General features: G+C 69.2%; 24 protein-coding genes. 20 read left to right on the forward strand and 4 right to left on the reverse strand.

What is annotated here, in order from left to right; all coding sequences use genetic code 11:
- Positions 1-17: 17 nt before the first annotated feature.
- On the reverse strand, positions 18-395 hold the full coding sequence (locus A6I89_RS23100; protein WP_005512927.1) for a DUF1844 domain-containing protein: 378 nt from the start codon (positions 393-395) through the stop codon (positions 18-20).
- Between the two features lie 344 nt (positions 396-739).
- Here A6I89_RS23100 and infC point away from each other — a divergent pair, with 344 nt between their 5' ends.
- The 18 genes from infC to A6I89_RS23190 all read left to right on the forward strand — a co-directional run bounded on the left by infC (position 740) and on the right by A6I89_RS23190 (position 20047).
- Positions 740-1390 carry a translation initiation factor IF-3 gene (gene infC / locus A6I89_RS23105; protein ID WP_080668409.1) on the forward strand — a complete coding sequence of 217 codons (651 nt, stop codon included), beginning with the start codon at positions 740-742 and terminating at the stop codon, positions 1388-1390.
- Positions 1391-1449: 59 nt separating this feature from the next.
- Positions 1450-1644, forward strand: coding sequence for a 50S ribosomal protein L35 (rpmI, locus tag A6I89_RS23110; protein ID WP_005512932.1), 195 nt, complete (start codon positions 1450-1452; stop codon positions 1642-1644).
- 63 nt (positions 1645-1707) lie between these two features.
- On the forward strand, positions 1708-2097 hold the full coding sequence (gene rplT / locus A6I89_RS23115) for a 50S ribosomal protein L20 (RefSeq protein WP_005512933.1): 390 nt from the start codon (positions 1708-1710) through the stop codon (positions 2095-2097).
- A gap of 23 nt (positions 2098-2120) precedes the next feature.
- Positions 2121-2921 carry a TrmH family RNA methyltransferase gene (locus A6I89_RS23120; protein ID WP_013416149.1) on the forward strand — a complete coding sequence of 267 codons (801 nt, stop codon included), beginning with the start codon at positions 2121-2123 and terminating at the stop codon, positions 2919-2921.
- Between the two features lie 105 nt (positions 2922-3026).
- A complete protein-coding gene (gene pheS / locus A6I89_RS23125) occupies positions 3027-4097 on the forward strand; it encodes a phenylalanine--tRNA ligase subunit alpha (RefSeq protein ID WP_022596159.1) in 1071 nt (356 codons plus the stop codon).
- 30 nt (positions 4098-4127) lie between these two features.
- Complete coding sequence (gene pheT / locus A6I89_RS23130) at positions 4128-6617, forward strand: phenylalanine--tRNA ligase subunit beta (RefSeq protein WP_022596157.1); 2490 nt, start codon at positions 4128-4130, stop codon at positions 6615-6617.
- Between the two features lie 67 nt (positions 6618-6684).
- The gene (locus tag A6I89_RS23135; RefSeq protein WP_013416146.1) at positions 6685-7122 is read left to right on the forward strand and encodes a PspA/IM30 family protein; all 438 of its coding nucleotides are present in this window, start codon (positions 6685-6687) and stop codon (positions 7120-7122) included.
- Between the two features lie 71 nt (positions 7123-7193).
- Complete coding sequence (locus A6I89_RS23140) at positions 7194-7958, forward strand: SGNH/GDSL hydrolase family protein (protein WP_022596155.1); 765 nt, start codon at positions 7194-7196, stop codon at positions 7956-7958.
- 124 nt (positions 7959-8082) lie between these two features.
- Positions 8083-9165: an N-acetyl-gamma-glutamyl-phosphate reductase gene (gene argC, locus A6I89_RS23145; protein ID WP_044991062.1), complete on the forward strand. Its 1083-nt coding sequence runs from the start codon at positions 8083-8085 to the stop codon at positions 9163-9165.
- Entirely contained in the window at positions 9162-10400 is a 1239-nt protein-coding gene (argJ, locus tag A6I89_RS23150) for a bifunctional glutamate N-acetyltransferase/amino-acid acetyltransferase ArgJ (protein WP_005512943.1), read from the forward strand. The genes argC and argJ overlap by 4 nt, the downstream gene beginning before the upstream one ends.
- Entirely contained in the window at positions 10397-11320 is a 924-nt protein-coding gene (gene argB, locus A6I89_RS23155) for an acetylglutamate kinase (protein WP_005512944.1), read from the forward strand. Before argJ ends, argB begins: the two co-directional genes overlap by 4 nt.
- Positions 11317-12537, forward strand: coding sequence for an acetylornithine transaminase (locus A6I89_RS23160; RefSeq protein ID WP_044991060.1), 1221 nt, complete (start codon positions 11317-11319; stop codon positions 12535-12537). The genes argB and A6I89_RS23160 overlap by 4 nt, the downstream gene beginning before the upstream one ends.
- Before the next feature lie 3 nt (positions 12538-12540).
- Positions 12541-13479, forward strand: a complete 939-nt coding sequence (gene argF / locus A6I89_RS23165) for an ornithine carbamoyltransferase (RefSeq protein WP_022596148.1) — start codon at positions 12541-12543, stop codon at positions 13477-13479.
- Positions 13476-13994 (forward strand): arginine repressor, encoded by a 519-nt coding sequence (locus A6I89_RS23170; protein ID WP_013416142.1) that lies wholly within the window; start codon positions 13476-13478, stop codon positions 13992-13994. The genes argF and A6I89_RS23170 overlap by 4 nt, the downstream gene beginning before the upstream one ends.
- A gap of 49 nt (positions 13995-14043) precedes the next feature.
- Positions 14044-15243 carry an argininosuccinate synthase gene (locus tag A6I89_RS23175; RefSeq protein ID WP_013416141.1) on the forward strand — a complete coding sequence of 400 codons (1200 nt, stop codon included), beginning with the start codon at positions 14044-14046 and terminating at the stop codon, positions 15241-15243.
- 3 nt (positions 15244-15246) lie between these two features.
- Complete coding sequence (gene argH / locus A6I89_RS23180; RefSeq protein ID WP_005512951.1) at positions 15247-16671, forward strand: argininosuccinate lyase; 1425 nt, start codon at positions 15247-15249, stop codon at positions 16669-16671.
- Between the two features lie 111 nt (positions 16672-16782).
- A complete protein-coding gene (locus A6I89_RS23185; protein WP_022596145.1) occupies positions 16783-19767 on the forward strand; it encodes an acyl-CoA synthetase in 2985 nt (994 codons plus the stop codon).
- 64 nt (positions 19768-19831) lie between these two features.
- Entirely contained in the window at positions 19832-20047 is a 216-nt protein-coding gene (locus tag A6I89_RS23190; RefSeq protein ID WP_005512954.1) for a Trm112 family protein, read from the forward strand.
- Here A6I89_RS23190 and A6I89_RS23195 read toward each other — a convergent pair.
- From A6I89_RS23195 to A6I89_RS23205, 3 genes are read right to left on the reverse strand one after another with little or no spacing between them, the layout of a single operon-like run.
- The gene (locus A6I89_RS23195) at positions 19992-20663 is read right to left on the reverse strand and encodes a TetR/AcrR family transcriptional regulator (RefSeq protein WP_022596144.1); all 672 of its coding nucleotides are present in this window, start codon (positions 20661-20663) and stop codon (positions 19992-19994) included. The two genes, A6I89_RS23190 and A6I89_RS23195, sit on opposite strands and share 56 nt — an antisense overlap.
- Positions 20660-21421 carry an ABC transporter permease gene (locus A6I89_RS23200; protein ID WP_044991059.1) on the reverse strand — a complete coding sequence of 254 codons (762 nt, stop codon included), beginning with the start codon at positions 21419-21421 and terminating at the stop codon, positions 20660-20662. Before A6I89_RS23200 ends, A6I89_RS23195 begins: the two co-directional genes overlap by 4 nt.
- On the reverse strand, positions 21418-22179 hold the full coding sequence (locus A6I89_RS23205) for an ABC transporter ATP-binding protein (RefSeq protein WP_022596142.1): 762 nt from the start codon (positions 22177-22179) through the stop codon (positions 21418-21420). Before A6I89_RS23205 ends, A6I89_RS23200 begins: the two co-directional genes overlap by 4 nt.
- Before the next feature lie 109 nt (positions 22180-22288).
- On the opposite strand from A6I89_RS23205, the gene A6I89_RS23210 reads away from it, so the two are divergent.
- A complete protein-coding gene (locus A6I89_RS23210) occupies positions 22289-22912 on the forward strand; it encodes a DNA-3-methyladenine glycosylase (protein WP_022596141.1) in 624 nt (207 codons plus the stop codon).
- Between the two features lie 18 nt (positions 22913-22930).
- Entirely contained in the window at positions 22931-24208 is a 1278-nt protein-coding gene (gene tyrS, locus A6I89_RS23215) for a tyrosine--tRNA ligase (protein ID WP_013416135.1), read from the forward strand.
- Positions 24209-24607: the final 399 nt, after the last annotated feature.

Consider the following 24607-nt stretch of genomic DNA (forward strand, 5'->3'; position numbering starts at 1 on the left):
GCCGGCTTTGCCGCTGATCAGTAGACCGGGCCGGTGTACTTCTCGCCGGGGCCCTTGCCGGGCTCGTCGGGGTGGGCCGATGTCTCACGGAAGGCGCGCTGCAGGGCCTGGAGTCCCTCGCGGATCGGACCGGCGTGCGGACCGAGGTATTCGACGGAGGCGGTGACCAGCCCGGCGAGCGCAGTGATCACGCGGCGCGCTTCGTCCAGATCCAGGTTGGGGCTGGTCTCCGGGTTCTCGTCGGACAGGCCCAGCTTCTCGGCGGCCGAGCTCATCAGCATGACGGCGGCGCGGCTGATCACCTCGATGGCGGGAACATCCGCGAGCTCGCGGATGTCGTCGAGGTCGTCCTCGGCGTGCTGAACGGCTTCGGCCGGGTCGGGATTCTGCGTCATGCTCTCAGGATTCCACCCGTGATCGCGCTCGGGGGTGACCGGGTCGGGACACGGAGCGCGATTCGATTCCCGGCGGGGGAGGTGTTAGGCTATTCGTCACGACCGCCCTCGGCTTCGGCCAGGGCAGCAAAGTGGAGTCCGACTCCCACCTCTGCGCGGCACCGACGGTGCAGTTCAGTGGTCCGGTCGCCGGACGGCAGCAGTGCCGGACGGCTCCCTCGGGTAATCGAGGGGACGCAAGGTCCGAGGTCTCGGATCCGGCGTCGAACCGGTCGACATCGGGCCCCGCACGACGAAACACTCGTCGACGCGGGGCTTTCTTGTTGGGGTAGAGGGCGCACGGGCTGCGGCGCGGTCAACGGACTGCACCGTACTACCTAGGAGGCCCCATCAGCACCGAGACCCGCATCAACGAGCGCATCCGCGTCCCCGAGGTTCGCCTCATCGGACCGGGTGGTGAGCAGGTTGGGATCGTGCGTGTCGAGGATGCGCTTCGTGTCGCTCTCGAGGCCGACCTCGACCTGGTCGAGGTGGCTCCCGACGCCCGCCCGCCGGTCTGCAAGATCATGGATTACGGCAAGTTCAAGTACGAGACGGCGCAGAAGGCGCGCGAGTCGCGGAAGAACCAGCAGCAGACCGTGATCAAGGAGCAGAAGCTTCGGCCGAAGATCGACGATCACGACTACGAGACGAAGAAGCGCAACGTCATCCGCTTCCTCGAAGCGGGATCCAAGGTCAAGGTCACGATCATGTTCCGTGGTCGTGAGCAGTCCCGTCCCGAGCTCGGTTTCCGCCTGCTGCAGCGCCTCGGTGCCGACGTCGCCGATCTCGGCTTCGTGGAAACGTCCGCGAAGCAGGACGGTCGCAACATGACGATGGTGCTGGCGCCGCACAAGGGTGCGAAGACGCGCGCCAAGGCGCAGGAAGAGGTCCAGGCTGCACAGCCGAAGCTCGCTGCCGGTGAGGATGGCACCGCCTCCGCGCCGAGCGCGTAGCCGGCCGACCGGACCACTTCACGAAGACCGAAGTACAGAACACAAGAACTGAGGACTCCATGCCCAAGTCGAAGACCCACAGCGGCACCGCGAAGCGATTCAAGGTGTCCGGTAGCGGAAAGATCCTGCGCCAGAAGGCGGGACGTCGCCACCTGCTCGAGCACAAGAGCTCGCGTGTGACCCGCCGCCTCGACGGCGTCGCCGTCGTCGCCGACGTGGACGCGCCGCGCATCAAGCGCCTGCTCGGCATCTGATTTCTTCCCTTACTCGACCGCACGGGGTGTGTCTGCGCCCCGACAGATTGACAGGATTTTGCAGTGGCACGCGTAAAGAGGGCAGTCAACGCCCAGAAGAAGCGTCGTTCGATTCTCGAGGCCTCGAGCGGCTACCGCGGACAGCGTTCGCGCCTGTACCGCAAGGCCAAGGAGCAGCAGCTCCACTCGCTGACGTACGCCTACCGTGACCGTCGTGCGCGCAAGGGCGACTTCCGCAAGCTGTGGATTGCTCGCATCAATGCTGCGGCCCGCGCCAACGACATCACGTACAACCGCTTCATCCAGGGCCTGAAGGCTGCGGGTGTCGAGGTCGACCGCAAGATCCTCGCCGAGCTGGCGGTCTCCGACGCCGCCGCGTTCGCCGGCCTCGTGGCGGTCGCGAAGGCTGCTCTGCCGGCCGACGTCAACGCTCCGGCCGGAGAAGCGGCCTGAGTCAGCAGTTCCGGAATCGACCCGTGGACCCGTTCACCGAACGGACTCCGCGGGTCGTTTCTGCTGTCAAGCTCCTGCGCGGCGCAGAGCGCAGGAAGACGGGCCGGTTCCTCGTCGAGGGCGAGAACGCGGTCGCCGAGGCGCTGATCGCCGGGCCCGTGCACGAGTTGTTCTTCACCGAGCAGGCCGCCGAGCGCTACCCCCACCTGATCGAGCGGGCCGTTGCCGACGGCGTTCGTGGTTCGCTGGTCACGGACCGGGCGATCCGGGCGCTGAGCGACACCGTGACACCTCCCGGCGTCGTGGCCGTATGCGATCTGCTCGACGTGCCGCTGGCCACCGCGGTGACGTCGCGGACCCGGCTCCTGGCAGTTCCCGTGGCGATCGGTGAGCCGGGCAATGCCGGCACGGTCATCCGGGTTGCCGACGCGGTCGGTGCCGATGCGGCGATCCTCGCCGGTGACAGCGTGGACCCCCACAACGGCAAGTGTGTGCGGTCCTCTGCCGGCAGCCTGTTCCACATCCCGATCGTGCGGGAGCGCAACGTCGACGCCGTGCTCGACGCTCTGACGTCGGCAGGCATCCAGATTCTGGCAACCGCGGCCGACGGCGAGGTCGATCTCGACGAGGCCGACGACCTGTTGGCCCGCCCCACCGCCTGGTTGTTCGGCAACGAGGCCCACGGACTCGACGCCGCGGTGGCGCGGCGAGCCGATCATCGGGTGCGGATCCCGATCCGCGGCCGGGCCGAGAGCCTGAACCTGGCCACGGCGGCGTCGATCTGCCTGTACGCCAGCGCGCGGGTGCAGGGCCGGCAGTCCTGACCGGAGTGTGAACTCGTTCGAATCGTCCTGGGGCGATCGCCTAGGATTCGAGTGTTGTGCCTGCGCGCGCTGATATCCATCGATAGACAAGGAGTTGCACCGGTCGTGGCTAAGAATGAGGGCGGCGCCCCGCCGACTGTCGATGCGAATGCGCTCACCGAGGAGTCGCTGAACGCCGCGGCGCTCGCGGCCGAGGAGGCCTTCGCGGCGTCCGCCGATCTCGATGCGCTCGCCAAGGCCAAGATCGAGCACCTCGGAGACAGGGCCCCCATCGCGCTCGCCAAGCGGGGCCTGGGTGCGCTGCCCGGCAACGAGCGGGCCGATGCGGGCAAGCGAGTCAACGTGGCACGCACGCGAGTGACGACGGCGTTCGACGCCCGCCGCGAGGTACTCCTGGCCGAGCGCGACGCGGCTGTGCTGGTCGCCGAGGCGATCGACGTGACGCTGCCGTCGGACCGCCGTCCGGCCGGCGCGCGGCACCCGATCACGATCATCTCCGAGCAGATTGCCGACGTGTTCGTCGCCATGGGCTGGGAGGTGGCCGAGGGGCCCGAGGTGGAGACCGAGCACTTCAACTTCGACGCGCTCAACTTCCTGCCCGACCATCCGGCACGCACGATGCAGGACACGTTCCACATCGCGCCCGAGGGCTCGCGGCAGGTGCTGCGGACCCACACGTCGCCGGTGCAGGTGCGGACCATGCTCTCCCGGGAGATCCCGATCTACGTGGTGTGCCCGGGGCGTACCTTCCGCACCGACGAGCTCGACGCCACGCACACCCCGGTCTTCTCTCAGGTCGAGGGTCTCGCGGTGGACAAGGGTCTGACGATGGCGCACCTGCGTGGCACGCTCGACGCCTTCGCCCGCGCGCTGTTCGGCCCCGAGACGCGGACGCGCATGCGCCCCAACTACTTCCCGTTCACCGAGCCGTCTGCCGAGGTGGACGTGTGGTTCCCGAACAAGAAGGGCGGGGCCGGCTGGGTCGAGTGGGGCGGCTGCGGCATGGTCAACCCGAACGTGCTGCGCGCGAGCGGGATCGACCCCGACGAGTACTCCGGCTTCGCGTTCGGTATGGGCCTCGAGCGGACCCTGCAGTTCCGGAACGGCATCCCCGACATGCGCGACATCGTCGAGGGCGACGTGCGGTTCACGTTGCCCTTCGGTGTCCAGGCCTGATCGCGACGAGAACGAGAGAGCTGAGAAGACGTGCGAGTAGCGCAATCGTGGCTGACCGACATCCTGCAGCGGACCACCCCTGAGTGGCAGGTGAGCCCCGAGGAACTTGACGCGGGGTTCGTCCGGGTGGGGCTCGAGGTCGAGGAGGTCGACACTCTCGAGCCCGTGACCGGGCCGCTGGTGGTGGGCCGGGTGCTCGAGATCGAGGAACTCACCGAGTTCAAGAAGCCGATCCGCTTCTGCAAGGTGGACGTCGGCGCAGACGAACCGCAGGAGATCGTCTGCGGCGCCCGGAATTTCGCTCAAGGCGACCTCGTGATCGCCGCGCTGCCGGGTGCCGTGCTGCCCGGCGGATTCGCGATCGCGTCCCGCAAGACGTACGGCAAGGTGTCGAACGGCATGATGTGCTCGGCGTCCGAGCTGGGTATCGGCAAGGACCATTCCGGCATCCTCGTGCTCGAGCCCGGTACAGCCGAGCCCGGTACCGACGCCAACGTCCTGCTGGGTCTCGACGACACCGTCATCGAGCTCAACATCACGCCCGACCGCGGCTACTGCTTCTCGGTGCGCGGACTGACCCGCGAACTGGCGTGCGGGTTCGACCTCGAGTTCGCCGATCCCGCGGCGATCGCGCCGCTGCCGTCCGACGGCGGCGAGGCGTGGCCGATCACACTCGAGCCGGAGTCCGGGGCCACCCGGTTCACGGCGCGCCGGATCACCGGTATCGACCCGAAGGCCGTCAGCCCGTGGTGGCTGCAGCGTCGTCTGTTGATGTCGGGGGTGCGGCCGATCTCGCCGGCCGTGGACGTCACCAACTACGTGCTGCTCGAGCTCGGGCAGCCGCTGCACGCGTTCGACGCCGCGAAGGTCCAGGGCGGGCTCGTCGTGCGCCGCGCTCAGGCGGGGGAGAAGCTGACCACCCTCGACGGCATCGAGCGGGCACTCGACGCCGAGGACGTGGTGATCGCCGACGACTCGGGCGCGGTATCGCTCGCAGGCGTCATGGGTGGTGCCTCCACCGAGGTCCACGACGGCACCACCGACATCCTGCTCGAGTCCGCCACGTGGGATCCGCTGGCAGTGTTCAAGACGTCGCGTCGGCACAAGCTGATCAGCGAGGCCAGCAAGCGCTACGAGCGCGTCGTCGACCCCGAGGTGGCGCTGCCGGCACTCGACCGTGCCGCCGCGCTGCTCGTCGAGATCGCGGGCGGCACCGTCGAACCGGTCCTCACGGACATCGGTGGCGTGACGCCCGCCGGGCAGATCCGCATGGACATCGACCTGCCGGACCGGGTGGCCGGTGTGGCCTACCCGAACGGTACGGCCGCGCGCCGTCTGACACAGATCGGCTGCACCGTCGAGGTCGGCGTGAGCGAGACCGGGCACGGTCAACTCGTCGTGACGCCGCCGTCGTGGCGTCCGGACCTGACGCAGCCCGCCGATCTGGTCGAGGAGGTGCTGCGCCTCGAAGGTCTCGAGCAGATCCCGTCGGTGCTGCCGCACGCTCCCGCCGGCCGCGGTCTGACGCCGCAGCAGCGCCGTCGCCGCGCGGTGGGCCGAATGCTGGCGGCGTCAGGGTGCGTCGAGGTCCTGCCCCCGGTGTTCCTCCCGCACGCCGTGTTCGACACCTGGGGTCTCGACGCGGACGATCCCCGTCGCAACACCACCAAGGTGCTCAACCCGCTCGAGTCGGATCGTCCCGAGCTGGCCTCGACGCTGCTTCCGGGCATGCTCGAGGTGCTGGCACGCAACGTCGCTCGCGGTCAGCGGGACGTCGCGTTGTACGGCGTCGCTCAGGTCGTCCAACCGGGTCCCGAGACCAAGCCGGTCGAGGCACTGCCGGTCGATCGTCGGCCCACCGACGAGCAGATCGCCGAACTGATGGGGTCGCTGCCCGCGCAGCCGCTGCACGTGGCAGTCGTGTTGGCCGGCCTGCGTGAGCCGTCGGGTCCGTGGGGGCCGGGTCGCGCCGTCGAAGCGGCGGATGCCTTCGCGCTCGTCCGGACCATCGCCGACGCCTGCGGTGTCACCGTGGAACTGCGCGCCGCGCAGTACCTGCCGTGGCATCCGGGTCGCTGCGCGGAGGTCGTGTTCGACGGCACCGTCGTCGGCCACGCCGGTGAGCTGCATCCCGCGGTGCTCGAGCGCGCCGGGTTGCCGGCCCGCACGTGTGCGGTGGAGATCGATCTCGACGCGCTGCCCGTGACCGAAGTGCTTCCGGCCCCGCGGATCTCGCCGTTCCCGGCGGTCCTGCAGGACGTCGCGGTGGTCGTCGACGCCTCGGTGCCCGCGGCTGCGGTCGAGGCGGCGCTGCGCAGCGGCGGCGGCGAACTGCTCGAGGACATCCGTCTGTTCGACGTGTTCGAGGGCGAGCAGGTGGGCGAGGGTCGTAAGTCGCTCGCCTTCGCGCTGCGATTCCGCGGTGCCGATCGCACGCTGACCGAGGACGAGGCCAGCGCGGCCCGAGACGCGGCGGTCGCGTCGGCGGCGGCTGCGGTCGGTGCCGTGCTGCGCGGCTGACATTCGAGTTCGACCAGGGAGGGGCTCCTCTCGGTAGCCTGGACAGTGCTGTCGAGAGGAGCCCTTCATGGTTGACCCGGACGAGACACTCACCCGCCTACAGGGGCTGGACGACGCCGCGTTGTTGGAAGTGGTGCTCGCGGTCACGCACGGCCGGCCCGCCTTGGCTCCGGTGCACGCTGCGGCGGCGATGCTCGCGGCCGCCGGGGGCCACACCTCCGACGTCCCACCGGACCCGTCGCGTCCCGCTGCGCCCCCGGACGTTCCGCCGCCCACGATGATCGGGACGGGTTCGCCGTCGGGGCTCGACTACACCGATGCGGGAGTGCCGACCTTCGACCGGGTGCGTGACCGGATCGAGGAACGCTTCGGTACGGCGATCGGGTCGGAGGAACTCGAACGAGAGAGCCGTACCGGCCGTGACGTCGACGAGCAGTGGCAGGCACGGGAGAAGGCGGGCCGCGACCGGCTCGACGAGATCCGCCGATCGATGAAGGACGGATGACCCGCGCGTCGACCGGGACGGCGGAGTTCTAGGCTCGTCGCACAGGCGCAGCAGAGATGAGGGGGACCTTCGTGTTCAGTCGGTTCGTGGCGATCGGTGACAGCCAGAGCGAGGGACTCAACGACGGGGACGACGCCAGGGGCTACCGCGGCTGGGCGGACCGGTTGGCGGAACGTCTCGCGGAGATCGACCCCGGCGTGCAGTACGCGAACCTCGCGATCCGGGGCCGGCTGGCCCGTCAGGTGCGGGAGGAACAGTTGGCCCCGGCGTTGGCGCTGCAGCCCGACCTGGCGTCCGTCGTCGCGGGTGTGAACGACCTGCTGCGTCCGAAGTTCGAACCCGTCGCGATCGCGGCGGAACTGGAGATCGCGTTCGAGGCGTTGTCCGCGTCGGGCGCCCGGGTGTTGACGATGGCGTTCCCGACGCTCGGTGCGGGCATGCCGGGCGGGCGCGCGATCATGGCCCGGATATCGGCGCTGAACACGGAGATCCGGAAGGCTGCGGCCCGACACGACGTCGCGGTGATCGACCTGGAGCTGTACCCGGTGTCGACGGACCCGCGGCTGTGGAGCTGGGACCGGCTGCACCTCAATGCCGACGGACACGACCGTCTCGCAGCCGCCGCGGCCACCGTGCTGGGGCTGCCCGGCACCGATCTGACCTGGCAGGACAGTCTGGGACCCCTTCCTCCGGCCACCGTGCCGGCGCGCCTGCGGGCGGATGCCGACTGGGCTCTGCGTTTCCTCGGGCCGTGGCTCGGCCGCCGACTGCGCGGAACGTCGTCGGGCGCCGGACGGGTGGCAAAGCGTCCCGAACTCGCACCCGTTCGGCCGTGATCGGCAGCGGGTCCGCCCTCGCGGGTGGGATGACCGGGCCGGTTAGCCGTCGCGCTGCGCGCCTGGGCCGGCCGTGCGCCGCCGCCGGATGAATAGATTTGCATGATGGTGCATAATCATCCGTATGGGTACTTCTGGAGACTCCGAAGCTTCGTCGGCCGTCCAACGGTCGCCGATCAAGGTGGCCATCGCGGGCGCCAGCGGGTACGCGGGCGGCGAGATCCTGCGTCTGCTGCTCGGGCATCCCGCCTACCGTGACGGCTCGCTGGTGATCGGTGCGCTGACGGCGGGCGGCAACGCCGGGACGACGCTCGGCTCACACCATCCCCACCTGCTGCCGCTGGCCGATCGCGTCCTCGGTCCCACCGACATCGAGGAACTGCACGGGCACGACGTCGTCTTCCTGGGCCTTCCGCACGGGAAGTCGGCCGAGATCGCGCAGCAGCTGCCGGAGTCCACCGTCGTCATCGACTGTGGCGCCGACTTCCGGCTCACCGACGCCGCCGCGTGGGAGAAGTACTACGGCAGCCCGCATGCCGGCAGCTGGCCGTACGGCCTGCCCGAGTTGCCGGGCGGCCGGGACGAACTGGTGGGCGCCACCCGGATCGCGGTGCCCGGCTGCTACCCGACGGTGTCGTCCCTGGCGATGGCTCCGGCCGTGGCCGCGGGCGTCGTCGAGCCGCGGGTCAACGTGGTCGCCGTCAGCGGCGCGTCCGGCGCCGGCCGGGCACCCAAGGCGGATCTTCTCGGCGCCGAGATCATGGGGTCGGTCCGGGCCTACGGCATCGGTGGCGCGCACCGCCACACCCCCGAGATCAAGCAGAACCTCTCCGCCGCCGCCGGCACCGAGGTGACGGTGTCGTTCACGCCGGTGCTCGCGCCCATGCCGCGCGGCATCCTCGCGACGTGCACGGCGCCGACCACCGCGAGCGTCGACGAGATCCGTGCCGTCTATGAGAAGGCCTACAAGGACGAGCCGTTCGTGCATGTGCTCCCCGAGGGCCAGCTGCCGCAGACCGGTGCCGTCGTCGGCTCGAACGCCGTGCAGATCGCCGTTTCCGTCGACGCGGACGCCGGCCTCCTGGTCGTGGTCGCGGTGATCGACAACCTGACCAAGGGCACCGCGGGCGGCGCTGTCCAATCCATGAACCTGGCCCTGGGCCTGCCCGAGACCGATGGTCTCTCGACTGTGGGAGTTGCTCCGTGACAACCGATTCCGACTTCACCGACGCCACCGAGATCGCCGGCGGTCGGTTGATCCGCAGCCAGGGTGTAACTGCCCCTGCGGGGTTCCGCGCCGCAGGTATCAAGGCCGGGATCAAGGTCAGCGGACGCTCCGACCTGGCGCTCGTGGTCAACGAGGGGCCGGACCTGGCTGCGGCGGGTGTCTTCACCGCCAACAAGGTCAAGGCCGCACCCGTCCTCTGGTCGCAGCAGGTGCTCACGACCGGACGTCTGCGCGCGGTCGTCCTCAACTCGGGCGGCGCCAACGCGTGCACCGGGGCGCCGGGCTTCCAGGACTCGCACAAGACCGCCGAACACGTGGCCGCGTCGCTCAGCGACTGGGGCACCGAGACCGGCGCGATCGAGGTGGCGGTGTGCTCCACCGGCCTGATCGGCGACCGGCTGCCGATGGACAAGGTCCTCGCCGGCGTCACCGAGATCGTGCACGAGCTGGCCGGCGGCATCTCCGGCGGCACCGACGCCGCACACGCGATCATGACCACGGACACCGTCCCGAAGCAGGCGGCGCTGCACCACGCCGACAAGTGGAACGTCGGCGGTATGGCGAAGGGTGCGGGCATGCTCGCGCCGTCGCTCGCGACGATGCTGTGCGTCGTCACGACCGACGCTGTCGCCACCGCGCAGCAACTGGACGAGGCGCTGCGGCACGCGACGCGGATGACGTTCGATCGACTCGACGTCGACGGCGCCACGTCCACCAACGACACCGTCCTGCTGCTGTCGTCGGGCGCCAGCTCGGTCACGCCGTCGCAGGACGAGCTCAATGCCGCGGTTCTCGCCGTGTGCGACGACCTGGCGGAGCAGATGATGGCCGACGCGGAGGGCGTCACCAAGCGGGTCCGGGTCACCGTCAGCGGCGCCGCATCCGAGCAGGACGCGCTGGTCGCGGCGCGCACCGTCGCGCGCGACAGCCTGGTCAAGACCGCATTGTTCGGGTCCGATCCCAACTGGGGCCGGGTGCTTGCCGCGGTCGGCATCGCTCCCGTCGACCTCGACCCGGACCGGATCTCGGTGTCGTTCAACGGCAATCCCGTGTGCATCGACGGCGTCGGCGCGCCCGGCGCCCGCGAGGTCGATCTGTCGGGCATGGACATCGACCTGACGATCGCACTCGGGGTGGGCGAGCACAGTGCGTCCATCCGCACCACCGATCTCTCGCACGCCTACGTCGAAGAGAACTCGGCGTACTCGTCATGACCGAATCCATCGCGAACCTGACATCGAGCCAGAAGGCGTTCGTCCTCGCCGAGGCGCTGCCGTGGCTGCAGCGCTTCCACGACAAGGTCGTCGTCATCAAGTACGGCGGCAACGCGATGATCGACGACGAGCTCAAGAGCGCGTTCGCGGCCGACATGGCGTTCCTGCGCACCATCGGCATCCACCCGGTCGTCGTGCACGGTGGCGGTCCGCAGATCAACGCGATGCTGAAGCGGCTCGGCATGGAGGGTGAGTTCCGCGGAGGCTTCCGCGTCACCACCCCCGAGGTGATGGACGTCGTCCGCATGGTGCTGTTCGGTCAGGTCGGCCGCGAACTCGTCGGCCTGATCAACGCGCACGGTCCGTTCGCCGTCGGCATCTCCGGCGAGGACGCGCGGCTGTTCACCGCCACCCGGCGCACCGTGCAGGTCGACGGTGAGGCCACCGACATCGGGCTCGTCGGCGACGTCACCACCGTCAATCCCGCGGCGGTGCTCGATCTCATTGCGGCCGGACGCATTCCGGTCGTGTCGACGATCGCGCCCGACGAGGACGGCATCGTGCACAACATCAACGCCGACACCGCGGCCGCGGCGCTGGCGGAGGCGATCGGCGCCGAGAAGCTCGTCGTCCTCACCGATGTCGAGGGGCTCTACACCAATTGGCCCGACCGCTCGTCGCTCGCGTCCGAGATCGACACGGCCGCGTTGCGTCAGCTCCTGCCTCGGCTGGACGCCGGCATGGTTCCGAAGATGGAGGCCTGCCTGCGCGCCGTCGAGGGGGGCGTGCCCACGGCACACGTCATCGACGGTCGCGTCGCGCACGCGGTACTGCTCGAACTCTTCACCGGCGAGGGCATCGGCACGATGGTCGTTCCCGCACCCGAACTCCAACTCGCATCCACGGAAGGACTGGCATGACTGCCACGACGGATCTCCAGCAACGCTGGTCCGGCGCACTGATGAACACCTACGGCGTGCCGCGGGTCGCACTGGTGCGTGGCGAGGGTGCGGTCGTCACCGACGCCGACGGCAAGCGGTACCTGGACCTGCTCGCCGGCATCGCGGTGAACATCCTGGGGCACGCACACCCGGCGATCGTCGAGGCGGTCACCACGCAGCTGTCCACGCTCGGGCACGTGTCGAACCTGTACGCCAGTGAGCCCGCCGTCGCGCTGGCCGAACATCTTCTGATGCAGCTGGGCGTCGGCGACAACGCCGGTTCCGTCACCGGCCGGGTGTTCCTGTGCAACTCCGGCACGGAGGCCAACGAGGCCGCGTTCAAGCTGGCGCGGGCCACCGGCCGGCCGAAGATCATCGCCGCCGAGAAGGCGTTCCACGGCCGGACGATGGGCGCTTTGGCTCTCACCGGCCAGCCCGACAAGCGGGCGCCGTTCGAACCGATGCCGCCCGGCGTCGAGCACATCCCGTACGGCGATCTCGAGGCTCTGGACCGGGCCGTGGACGAGGACACCGCAGCGGTGTTCCTCGAGCCGATCATGGGTGAGGGCGGCGTCGTCGTGCCGCCCGAGGGCTACCTGGCGGGTGCCCGCAAGATCACGGCCGAGCGGGGAGCGCTGCTCGTCCTCGACGAGGTGCAGACCGGCATCGGCCGCACCGGCTGGTTCTACGCGCACCAGGCCGCGGGCATCGTGCCCGACGTGATGACGCTCGCGAAGGGGCTCGGTGGCGGCATGCCGATCGGCGCCTGCATCGCGACCGGAGCGGCGGCCGAGTTGTTCGGTCCCGGCAAGCACGGCACCACGTTCGGTGGCAACCCGGTGTGTGCGGCGGCGGCCCTGGCGGTGCTGAAGACCATCGCGGCCGACGACCTGCTCACCCGGGCCGACATGATCGGCAAGGTGCTCTCGACCGGCATCGAGGGGCTCGGGCATCCGCTCGTCGACCACGTCCGGGGCTCGGGTCTGCTGTTGGGTGTCGTGCTCACGCAGGACGTCGCGCCGACGGTCGAGGCGGCGGCCCGTGAGGCCGGCTACCTCGTCAACGCCGCGCAGCCGGGGGTGATCCGGTTGGCACCCCCGCTGATCCTCACCGAGGAGCAGGCGGAAGGATTCGTCGCGGCGCTGCCGGGAATTCTCGACACGGCCGCAGCGGAATCGGCAGCAGGAGGTAAGTAGTACATGACCGTTCGGCACTTCTTGAGGGACGACGATCTCACTCCGGCCGAGCAGGCCGAGGTGTTGTGGCTCGCCCGCGAGCTCAAGGCGAACCCGTTCTCGCGCAAGCCGCTCGAGGGCCCGCGCGGCGTCGGCGTCATCTTCGACAAGAACTCGACGCGCACGCGGTTCTCGTTCGAGATGGGCATCGCGCAGCTCGGTGGGCACGCGGTCGTCGTCGACGGCAGCAAGACCCAGCTGGGACGCGACGAGACGTTGCAGGACACGGGCCGCGTGCTGTCGCGCTTCGTCGACGCCGTCGTGTGGCGCACGTTCGGTCAGGAGCGGCTCGAGCAGATGGCGGAGGGTGCGACGGTTCCGATCGTCAACGCGCTGTCCGACCAGTTCCACCCGTGCCAGGTGCTCGCGGACCTGCAGACCATCGCCGAACGCAAGGGCGAGCTGGCAGGCCTGCGACTGACGTACCTGGGCGACGGCGCCAACAACATGGCGCACTCGCTGCTGCTCGGCGGCGTCACCGCCGGCATGCACGTGACGATTGCCGCCCCGCTCGGGTTCGCGCCCGATCCGGCGGTCGTCGCGGCGGCCCGCACCCGCGCCGAGCAGACCGGTGCGATGGTCACGCTCGTCGACGACCCGCAGGCCGCGGTCGCCGGCGCCGACGTGCTGGTGACCGACACGTGGACGTCGATGGGGCAGGAGGAGGACGGTCTCGACCGCGTCGGACCGTTCCGGCCGTTCCAGATCAACGCCGAGTTGCTGGCGAAGGCGGCGCCCGACGCCGTCGTGCTGCACTGCCTGCCTGCGCATCGCGGTGAGGAGATCACCGACGAGGTGCTCGACGGGCCGCAGTCCGCGGCGTGGGACGAGGCCGAGAACCGCCTGCACGCACAGAAGGCCCTGCTCGTGTGGTTGCTCGACCGCGCCGGGACGCGGCCGTGACCTCCGCCCCGGGCTCGGAGACCGCGCAGCCTGCCGCGGCCGTCGCGCACACGCGCGCCGGCCGTCAGGCGCGGATCACCGCTCTCGTGGCGGAGCGGCACATCCGCAGCCAGGCCGAGCTCGCGGCGTTGCTCGCCGCCGAGGGCATCGAGGTGTCGAACGCGACGCTCTCGCGGGACCTCGAGGAGCTCGGCGCGGTGAAGCTGCGCGCTGCGGACGGCGGGGCGGGGGTGTACGTCGTACCCGAGGACGGCTCGCCCGTACGCGGCGTCTCGGGCGGCACCGACCGGTTGTCCCGCCTGCTCGGCGAACTGTTGGTGTCGACCGACGCCAGCGGGAACCTCGCCGTGCTACGCACTCCGCCCGGGGCGGCGCACTACCTGGCCAGCGCGCTCGACCGGGCCTCGTTGCCCGACGTCGTCGGCACGATCGCGGGCGACGACACGATCCTCGTCGTGGCCCGCGAGCCGCTCACCGGAGCGGAGCTTGCCGCGGCGATAGAGCGCCTGGCCTGACCACTAGACTCTTTCTCGAACACTTCTATCTCTAAGGAGCACACACACCATGGCTGAACGCGTCGTACTCGCCTACTCCGGCGGGCTGGACACCTCGGTGGCCATCAGCTGGATCGGCAAGGAGACCGGCAAAGAGGTCGTCGCCGTCGCCATCGACCTCGGCCAGGGCGGCGAGGACATGGAGGTCGTGCGTCAGCGTGCCCTCGACTGCGGTGCCGTCGAGTCGGTCGTGGTGGATGCGCGTGACGAGTTCGCCGACGAGTACTGCCTGCCGACGATCCAGGCCAACGCGCTGTACATGGACCGCTACCCGCTGGTCTCGGCCATCAGCCGTCCGCTGATCGTCAAGCACATCGTCGAGGCCGCGCGTGCGCACGGCGGCACCGTCGTCTCGCACGGTTGCACCGGCAAGGGCAACGACCAGGTTCGCTTCGAGGTGGGCTTCGGTGCTCTGGCCCCCGACCTCGAGGTGATCGCGCCGGTCCGCGACTACGCGTGGACCCGCGAGAAGGCGATCGCCTTCGCCGAGGAGAACAACATCCCGATCAACGTCACCAAGCGTTCGCCGTTCTCGATCGACCAGAACGTGTGGGGCCGCGCGGTGGAGACGGGCTTCCTCGAGGATCTGTGGAACGCCCCCACCAAGGACGTCTACGACTACACGCAGGATCCGACCCTCAACTGGAACAGCCCCGACGAGCTGATCATCAGCTTCGAGGCCGGCAAGCCGGTTGCGATCGACGGCAAGCCCGTCACCGTGCTCGAGGCCATCCAGGAGCTGAACAAGCGTGCGGGCGCACAGGGCGTCGGCCGCCTCGACGTCGTCGAGGATCGTCTCGTCGGCATCAAGAGCCGTGAGATCTACGAGGCCCCGGGCGCGATGGTCCTGATCACCGCGCACCAGGAACTCGAGCACGTCACCCTCGAGCGCGAGCTCGGGCGCTACAAGCGTCAGATGGAGCAGCGCTGGAGCGAGCTGGTCTACGACGGCCTCTGGTTCTCGCCGCTCAAGGATGCGCTCGATTCCTTCGTCGCGAAGACCCAGGAGCGGGTCACGGGCGACATCCGCCTGTTCCTGCACGGTGGCGCGATCACGGTCAACGGCCGCCGCAGCCCGGAGTCGCTGTACGACTTCAACCTCGCCACCTACGACGAGGGCGACACCTTCGACCAGTCGTACGCGAAGGGCTTCGTCAACATCCACGGCCTGTCCTCCAAGGTCGCGGCGAAGCGCGACCTGGGTCTCTAGGTCATGACCGACGCCCACGGAACAAACGAGGGTGCCCTCTGGGGCGGCCGGTTCGAATCCGGACCGGCCGCCGCCATGGCGGCGCTGAGCAAGTCGACGCACTTCGACTGGGTCCTGGCCCCGTACGACGTGCGGGCCTCGCAGGCGCACGCCAAGGTCCTGCACAAGGCCGGTCTGCTGAGCGACGCAGACCTGGCGACGATGCTCGACGGCCTCACCAGGCTCGGTGACGACGTCGCCTCCGGTGCGTTCGGGCCGGCGGACTCTGACGAGGACGTCCACGGCGCCCTCGAGCGGGGACTGATCGAGCGCGTCGGACCCGAGGTCGGTGGCCGGCTGCGCGCGGGGCGTTCCCGCAACGATCAGGTGGCCACACTGTTCCGCATGTGGCTGCGTGACGCGGTCCGCCGCATCGCCGACGGCGTTCTCGACGTGGTCGACGCGCTCGCGACGCAGGCCGCTGCGCACCCGGACGCCGTGATGCCGGGCAAGACACACCTGCAGGCGGCGCAGCCCGTGTTGCTGGCGCATCATCTGCTCGCACACACGCATCCGCTGTTGCGCGACGTGCAGCGGCTGCGGGACTTCGACAAGCGGGCCGCGGTGTCGCCGTACGGTTCCGGTGCTCTCGCGGGTTCGTCGCTGGGCCTGGATCCCGACGCCATCGCTGCCGAGCTGAACTTCGACTCGGCTGCCGAGAACTCGATCGACGCGACGTCGTCGCGGGACTTCGCGGCCGAGGCGGCGTTCGTCCTCGCGATGATCGCGGTTGACCTGTCCCGGATGGCCGAAGAGGTCATCATTTGGAGCACACCGGAATTCGGCTACATCACGCTCGCGGACGCGTGGTCGACGGGTTCGTCGATCATGCCGCAGAAGAAGAATCCGGACGTCTCCGAGCTCACTCGCGGCAAGGCCGGACGCCTCATCGGCAACGTGACCGGTCTGCTCGCGACGCTCAAGGCGCAGCCCCTCGCGTACAACCGCGATCTGCAGGAGGACAAGGAGCCGGTCTTCGATTCGGTCGCACAGCTCGAGCTGTTGCTGCCGGCGATCACCGGCCTGGTCTCCACTCTGGAGTTCCACACCGACCGGATGGCGGAGCTGGCCCCGGCCGGGTTCACGCTCGCCACCGACATCGCGGAATGGATGGTGCGCCAGGGTGTCCCGTTCCGGGTGGCGCACGAGGCGGCGGGTGCGTGCGTGCGTGTCGCCGAGGCTCGCGGCGTGGGTCTCGACGAGCTGACCGACGAGGAACTGGCCGGGGTCGATCCGGCGCTGACGCCCGCGGTGCGTGAGGTGCTCACGGTGCACGGATCGATCGCATCGCGCAGTGCGCGTGGCGGCACGGCCGGCGTCCGCGTCGCCGAGCAGCTGGGCGGGGTGCGAGAGTCGGCGAACGCGCTTCGCGCATGGGCACGCGCATAAGGAAATCGACGACGAGTCGGTGTGACCCGGCTTCCACGAACGCAGTAATGTGGAAGGCTCATCGAACATGATGTGATGTAAGTCACGGTGAGTTGCTGGGGGAGTGCGCTGGTGAGTCTCGGTTCCGAGTACGTGGTGGGTTCGCTTCGGCGGGCCGTGGCCACGGCACAGAACGGCCTCGAAGTTGTTCGACTCGGCGGTCTGGAAACGGGGGCGACCCCGTCCCCGTTCCAGATCGTCGAGCGTGCGCCGATGTACCGGCTCCGTCGCTACTTCGCGGACACCGAGCCCGCGGAGGCCGGTCCGCCGATCGTCCTCGTTCCGCCGATGATGATGTCCGCGGATGTCTACGACGTCACGCGGGACCAGGGCGCGGTCGGCATTCTCCACGAGATGGGCCTCGACCCTTGGGTGGTCGACTTCGGTTCGCCCGATGCCGAGGAGGGCGGCTGGAACCGCACGCTCGCCGACCACATCGTCGCGATCAGCGAGATCGTCGAGCGGGTGCACGAGCACACCGGGCGCGACGTCCACCTGTCCGGGTACTCGCAGGGCGGCATGTTCTGCTACCAGGCGGCGGCGTACCGCCGCTGCCGGAACATCGCCAGCCTCATCACGTTCGGCGCCCCCGTGGACACCCTGGCGGCGCTGCCGTTCAACATTCCTGCAGGGCTCGCGACGAAGGGCGCGGACCTGCTGGCCGACCACGTCTTCAACCGGCTCTCGATCGCCGGGTGGATGGCGCGCACCGGGTTCCAGTTGCTGGATCCGGTGAAGACCGCCAAGTCCCGGTTCGATTTCCTCCGCCAGTTGCACGACCGGGACGCGCTGCTACCGCGCGAGCAGCAGCGCCGGTTCCTGGCGCAGGACGGCTGGGTCGCGTGGTCCGGGCCGGCCGTCGCGGAGTTGCTCAAACAGTTCATCGTCCACAACCGGATGATGACCGGCGGGTTCGTCATCAAGGACACCGCCGTCAGTCTGGCCGAGCTGTCGTGCCCGATCCTCGCGTTCGTCGGCGAGGTCGACGACATCGGCCAGCCCCTCGCCGTACGGGGCATCAAGCGGGCGGCCCCTCGCGCCGAGGTGTTCGAGTCGACCCTCCGTGCAGGGCATTTCGGTCTGGTGGTCGGATCGGCGGCCGCATCGCGGACATGGCCGACCACGGGTGAATGGGTGCGCTGGCGCGAAGACATGGGCCCGCGCCCGGAAGCGGTCGACGTGATGATCCACGACGAGCCGTCCGGTCAGGACAGCGGCGTCAGCCTCACCAATCGCATCACTCACACGGTCGCGTCGATCGCCGAGGTCGGCGTCGGCGTCGGGAAGGGCATCGCCGACTTCGCGACCGACACCGTGCGAGGGACCCGCGAGATCTCGATAGAGGCGGCGCGGGCATTGCCCCGACTGGCTCGCCTCGGGCAGTTGCAACCGCATTCCCGGATCTCGCTGGGTCTGCTGCTCGCCGAGCAGGGCAGGCAGGCGCCGAACGGCGAGTGCTTCCTGTTCGACGACCGGGTGCACACCAATGCGGCTGTCAACACCCGCATCGACAACGTCGTCCGCGGGCTCGTGCACGCCGGCGTCCGGCCTGCCGCGCATGTCGGCGTGCTGATGGCGACCCGGCCGAGTGCACTGGTCGCGATCGCGGCGCTGTCGCGGCTGGGCGCGGTCGCGGTGCTGCTGCCGCCCGGCGGGGATCTCGACGAGGCGGTCCGGCTGGGTCGGGTCGACAGGATCGTCGTCGATCCCGACCACCTCGAGGATGCGGTTGCCACGGGCCAGAAGGTTCTCGTGCTCGGTGGTGGCGAGTTCCGCGGCCTGGCGGTGGAACTGGGCCCCGATGTCATCGACCTCGAGCAGGTCGACCCGGATGCGGTGACCCTGCCCGGGTGGTACCGCCCGGATCCCGGCCTGGCCCGCGAGTTGGCGTTCGTGATCTTCAGTGGGTCCTGCGGCAACCTCGAAGCCAAGTACATCACCAACTTCCGGTGGGCGCTGTCGGCGTTCGGCACCGCCTCGGCTGCCTCGCTCAGCCGGAGCGACACCGTCTACTGCCTTGCGCCACTGCATCATTCGTCCGGGTTGATGGCGACCCTGGGTGGCGCGATCGCCGGTGGCGCACGCATCGCCCTGTCCCGCGGCCTCGATCCGGACCGCTTCGCGGAGGAAGTCCGCCGTTACGGTGTGACGGTCGTGAGCTACACGTGGACGATGATGCGCGAGATTCTCGACGCCAAATCCCTTCCGTTGGAGGAAGGACATCCGATCCGGTTGTTCATCGGGTCGGGAATGCCGCCCGGGCTCTGGCGGCGGATCTCTTCCCGTTTCGCGCCGGCGCGGGTGCTCGAGTTCTACGCATCCACCGAGGGTGACGTGGTGCTGGTCAACGTCTCGGGCGCGAAGGTCGGCTCGAAGGGACGGCCGCTGCCGGGCAGCGCGGAGGTACGGGTCGGCGCGTACGACCCGATCGAGGGACGGTTCCTCGAGGATGCGCGCGGGTTCGTGCGCGAGTGTGAGGACGACGAGGTGGGCCTCCTGCTGGGCAGGCCCGGCGCTCGAACCGAGGCGGTGCCGGGCGTCATGCGGGGTGTGTTCGCGGCCGGTGACGCGTGGGTGCCGACCGAGAATCTCTTCCGTCGCGACGCCGACGGTGACTTCTGGCTCGTCGATCACAAGCGGACGGTCGTCGACACGGTCCGCGGGCCGGTCTTCACGCAACCGATCGTCGACCTGCTCGGGGAAATGCCGCAGGTGGACCTTGCGGTCGCCTACGGTGTGCCGACGGGCGAGCGCCAGGTACCGGTGGCCGCGATCACCGTCCACGACGGCCGCGTCCCGAGCGCCGCCGAGGTCACGGCCGCTCTCGGACAGTTGCCGATCGAGCAGTGCCCGGACATCGTCCACGTCGTCGACCGGATTCCGCTGGGCCCGTCGTACCGGCCGCAGGCGACCGAACTGCAGGCCGCCGGGCTGCCGAAGCCGAGTGCTCGTTCGTGGTGTCTCGATGCCGAGACGGGCCGCTACAAGCGATTCACCAAGGCTGCGGCCGCCCGGTACGGCGGCAGCCCGGAGGGGCCGGGTGGGGTGCCCGCGTAGCCGGTGCTGCGGCGACTTGTAGCCTGGACCGGCCGAGATCGACGGACGGCCCGAGAGGACTGAAGTGGCTATTGATCCCACCCTGCTCAGCATTCTGGCGTGCCCGCAGGACAAGGGGCCGTTGCTGTTGGTCGGTGACGAGGTGCTCTACAACCCGCGCCTGCGCCGCGCGTACCCGATCGAGAACGGCATTCCCGTTCTGCTGATCGACGAGGCGCGCGACGTCACCGAGGCCGAGCACGAGGATTTCGTCGCCCGGGGCGCGGCGGCCGAGTCCTGACCGTAGCGTCGAGTGGGCCGGTGAGATAGGCCTGCAGCGTCGGTGCCACCAGTCGGGCGGCCTCGTCGGTCGACAGATCGGCGAGCGCGCCGACGTCGAGGAGGTGGCGGGTGAGGAACAACCCCGCCATCTGCGACGCGACGAGCGCCACGCGAAGTTCACCGGTTCCCGGTGGTGAGTCGACTCGCGGCACGACGTCGCGGAGTGCGACTTCCAGCAGGAAGCTGCGGAGCAGTCGTTCGCGGCCGCCCGTGAGCGCCGACCGTACCGCCGCGACCACCGCCGGTTGGTGCGGCGAATCCCAGATACCGATCACCGTGCGGGCGAGCGCCTCACCGAGTTCGTGCACCGGCACGGCTTCGAACGATCCGGCGATCGACGCCGGGTCCATCGGTAGGGCCACGGCTTCGACGAGCAACTGCTGCTTCGTTCCGAAGTAGTGGTGTACCAGCGCCGAGTCGACACCGGCATCGGCTGCGATCGCTCGGATCGTCGTGTGGTCGAACCCGTTGTCGGCGAAACGCTCCCGCGCCGCGCTCAGGATCCGGTCGCGTGTGGTCGACGGGCCGGGGCGACGCCCGGGCCGGGTCGGGGGCACCGCGGGGTCCACCGTCATGGCGTGCGTCGACGTAGCGTCGCGGCGCCGAGACCCAGCGCGACCACGACGAACGACGCGACGATGCCCAAGTCGCGCCACATCAGCGCGGTCGTTCCCGGATGGGTCGCCACCTGTTGCAGTGCCTCGACCGCGTAGCTGAGCGGGAGCACGTTGCTGATCCACTCGAGCCACTGCGGCAACTGGTTGCGCGGCACCAGCAACCCGCACAACAGCAGCTGCGGGATCACGATCACCGGCATGAACTGCACGGCCTGGAACTCGGTGCGCGCGAATGCGCTGCACAACAGGCCGAGGGCGACGCCGAGGACCGCGTTCAGCACGGCGATGAGGATCACCCAGAACGCGTTGCCCTGCGTGGTCAGGCTCAGGAACCAGAACGCCACTCCGCACGCCAGCGCGGCCTGTGCCGCCGCGGCGATCGAGAAGGCTGTCCCGTAGCCGGCCAGTAGGTCGAGCTTCGACAGGGGAGTGGTCAGCAATCGCTCCAGCGTTCCGGAGCTGCGCTCGCGCTGCATCGCGATCGACGTCACCAGGAACATCACTATGAAGGGGATGATGCCGAGCATCGTGATCGCGATGCGGTCGAACAGTGGAGTCTGACCGGGCGGAGTCGGGACGTTCTGATACAGGAAGTACAGCAACACCATGATCAGCGACGGCACGAACAGGATCATCGCGACCGTGCGCCGGTCCGTGCGGAGTTGCCGGAGGATGCGAACGGTGCTCGCGGCATAGATACGTGAATTGACGATCACGGCTGTACTCCGACCTGCTGGTCCCGGATGAGGACGAGGAAAGCCTCTTCCAGATTCGACTTGCCGGTTCGTCGGCGCAGCTCGTAGGGCGATACGTGGGCGAGCAGCCGACCTTCGCGGAGAAGCAGCAGGCTCTCACAGTGGTCCGCCTCGTCCATCACATGACTCGACACCAGCAGCGTCGCCCCCGACGCCGCCAGGTCCGCGAAGTGATCCCACAACTCCGCGCGCAACACCGGATCCAGGCCGACCGTCGGTTCGTCCAGGACCAGTACGTCGGGCCGCCCCACCAGCGCGCACGCCAGCGACACCCGGCCGAGCTGGCCGCCGGACAGGTCCCCGGCAGCGTGATCGGCGTGCGTACTCAGACCGACCGCCTCGATCGTGTCCTCCACCGCGTCGTGCCCGCGTCCGTAGAGCGAGGCGAAGTACCGCACGTTGTCCCGAATGGAGATGTCGAGATAGACGCTGGGCTCCTGCGTCACATACCCGACCCGGTGGCGCAGCGGCGTCGAGCCCGCCGGCCGACCGAGCACGGTCACCGTGCCGGACTCGATGATCTGGGTCCCGACGACGCACCGCATGAGGGTGGTCTTTCCGCAGCCCGACGGTCCCAACAGTCCGGTGATCGAGCCGCGGGGGATCGACAGGTCGACATCCCGCAGCGCGGGGGCACCTCCACGCGTCACGTTCAAGCCCTGGATCACGACGGCGGACGACGCCGGCGGATCGGCGGAGTGCTCGGATGGTGCGGTCATACCGACCTCGATTCATCGAGTGATGAACTCATCGCCCGATGAATTCTCTGCCCGCTCCCGCCGGCCGGTCAACCGTTGCCGTGCACCGAATGCGTATCCGTGCACAATCGTGACCGTGACTTCCTCCGGCCGGGCCGTCCTTCGCGACGCCGAGGATCCGCTCGCCGCCGCGCGCGCGGTACTCGGCGGGATGCTGACTGTCGGTGCAGTGCAGGCACGGATCGTGGAGGTCGAGGCGTACGGCGGGGATCCGTCGGGGCCGTGGCCCGATCCGGCGGCACACTCCTTCCGCGGGCCGACTCCCCGGAATTCGGTCATGTTCGGCCCGCCCGGACACCTCTACGTCTATCGCAGCTACGGCATGCACTTCTGCGCCAACGTCACGTACGGACCGGACGGCGTGGCCGGGGGAGTGCTGCTGCGGGCCGCGGAAGTCGTCGAGGGGCACGAGCTGGTGGCCTCGCGGCGTCCCGCCGTCCGACGTCCCGTCGACGCGGCACGCGGTCCCGGAAACCTGGGCGCGGCGTTGGGGTTGACGCTCGACGACGACGGCCTCGACCTGTTCGGCGAGGAGTCGGGGGTGAGTCTGGAGCTGTGCGCGACGGACGTCTGGAACAGCGGTCCGCGCGTGGGGATCTCGGTGGCTCCGGACTGGCCGTGGCGGCTGTGGATACCCGGTTCTCCCGCCGTCTCGTCCTATCGCCGCAGCCCGCGCGCACCCGCCCCGACCTGACGGTGGGATGATCGGGTCGTGACTGAGAACATCCTTGACGAACTGACCTGGCGGGGGCTCATCGCCCAGTCGACCGATCTGGACGCACTGCGTCGCGAGACCGAGGCCGGTCCAGTCACGTTGTATGCCGGCTTCGATCCGACCGGGCCGAGTCTGCATGCCGGACACCTGGTGCCACTGCTGGCACTCAAGCGCTTCCAGCGGGCCGGCCACCGCCCGATCGTGCTGGCCGGCGGCGCCACCGGCATGATCGGTGATCCGCGCGACGTCGGCGAGCGGGTCATGAACACCGCGGACACCGTCGCGGACTGGGCCGACCGCATCCGCTCACAGCTCGAGCGATTCGTCGACTTCGACGAATCGCCCACCGGCGCCGTCATCGAGAACAACGCGAACTGGACGTCGAAGCTCACCGCGATCGACTTTCTGCGCGACATCGGCAAGCACTTCTCGGTGAACGTCATGCTGGCCCGTGACACCGTCAAGCGCCGACTCGAAACCGACGGCATCTCCTACACGGAGTTCAGCTACATGTTGTTGCAGGCCAACGACTTCGTGCACCTGCGCCGCAACTACGGCTGCACCCTGCAGGTCGGAGGCTCCGACCAGTGGGGCAACATCATCGCCGGCGTCGACCTGAACCGGAAGCTCGACGGCGAGTCGGTCCACGCCATGACGGTGCCACTCGTGACCTCCGCCGACGGCAAGAAGTTCGGCAAGTCCACCGGTGGCGGCAGCCTGTGGCTCGACCCGGAGATGACCAGCCCGTACGCCTGGTACCAGTACTTCGTGAACACCGGCGACGCCGATGTCGTGAAGTACCTGCGGTGGTTCACCTTCCTCACCCAGGAGGAGCTGGCCGAGCTCGAGGTCGCGACGGCCGAACGCCCGCAGGCACGCGAGGCGCAGCGCCGGCTCGCGGCCGAGATGACGACCCTGGTCCACGGTCAGGCCAACACCGATGCGGTCGAACTGGCGAGCAAGGCACTGTTCGGTCGTGCCGAGCTGACCGATCTGGACGAGTCGACCCTCGCCGCCGCGTTGAAGGAAGCATCGATCGCCGAGGTCGCCGGTGATGCCCCGCGCACGATCGTCGACCTGCTCGTGGCGAGCGGACTGAGCGAGAGCAAGGGCGCCGCACGTCGTGCGGTGAAAGAGGGTGGCGCCTACGTCAACAACCAGCGCGTGGAGTCCGACGACTGGACGCCCGAGTCGTCGGACCTGCTGCACGGCCGGTGGCTCGTGATCCGTCGTGGACGCAAGAACTTTGCCGGCATCAAGGTGATCGCCGGCTGACGTGTTCAGCGTCACCTGAGAGAGTGTGAGTTGATCGGGGCGGGGATTGCCCCCGTCCCGATCGTTCTACCAGCGGCTTCGCGGTTTGCCGGATCCATGATCGCGCTCTGACCTGGCGATTTGGCAGATCCACTAATCGACCCGTAACTTATTGCGAGTCAGAGCGACACGGACACCGACCCGGACGCGATCTTCACTGGTCAGCGAGGGAAAACGAGGTTGTACGGGGAGCGCCTGATATTCCCGGAAGTTGGTCGACGATCCTGCCGTGTGTAGGGTGGATGTACCGCGTCCGGGTGGCCCGGAAGGGAAGCGAGTTTGCGCTCGACTCCCGGGTGGGCTAAGCTGGAACGGTTGCCCCGGAACGAGAAACTGTGTGTTTCGAGTGATGGTGTGTGC

The organism is Prescottella equi, from assembly GCF_002094305.1.
GTDB classification, from domain to species: domain Bacteria; phylum Actinomycetota; class Actinomycetes; order Mycobacteriales; family Mycobacteriaceae; genus Prescottella; species Prescottella equi.

Bases quoted from the DNA above. Each gene is read 5' to 3' on its own strand.
- argF (WP_022596148.1), top strand. From the start codon at position 12,541: ATGACCGTTCGGCACTTCTTGAGGGACGACGATCTCACTCCGGCCGAG.
- A6I89_RS23195 (WP_022596144.1), bottom strand. From the start codon at position 20,663: ATGACGGTGGACCCCGCGGTGCCCCCGACCCGGCCCGGGCGTCGCCCC.
- A6I89_RS23100 (WP_005512927.1), bottom strand. From the start codon at position 395: ATGACGCAGAATCCCGACCCGGCCGAAGCCGTTCAGCACGCCGAGGAC.
- argH (WP_005512951.1), top strand. From the start codon at position 15,247: ATGACCGACGCCCACGGAACAAACGAGGGTGCCCTCTGGGGCGGCCGG.
- A6I89_RS23135 (WP_013416146.1), top strand. From the start codon at position 6,685: ATGGTTGACCCGGACGAGACACTCACCCGCCTACAGGGGCTGGACGAC.
- A6I89_RS23175 (WP_013416141.1), top strand. From the start codon at position 14,044: ATGGCTGAACGCGTCGTACTCGCCTACTCCGGCGGGCTGGACACCTCG.
- rpmI (WP_005512932.1), top strand. From the start codon at position 1,450: ATGCCCAAGTCGAAGACCCACAGCGGCACCGCGAAGCGATTCAAGGTG.
- argB (WP_005512944.1), top strand. From the start codon at position 10,397: ATGACCGAATCCATCGCGAACCTGACATCGAGCCAGAAGGCGTTCGTC.
- argC (WP_044991062.1), top strand. From the start codon at position 8,083: ATGGGTACTTCTGGAGACTCCGAAGCTTCGTCGGCCGTCCAACGGTCG.
- A6I89_RS23160 (WP_044991060.1), top strand. From the start codon at position 11,317: ATGACTGCCACGACGGATCTCCAGCAACGCTGGTCCGGCGCACTGATG.
- A6I89_RS23205 (WP_022596142.1), bottom strand. From the start codon at position 22,179: ATGACCGCACCATCCGAGCACTCCGCCGATCCGCCGGCGTCGTCCGCC.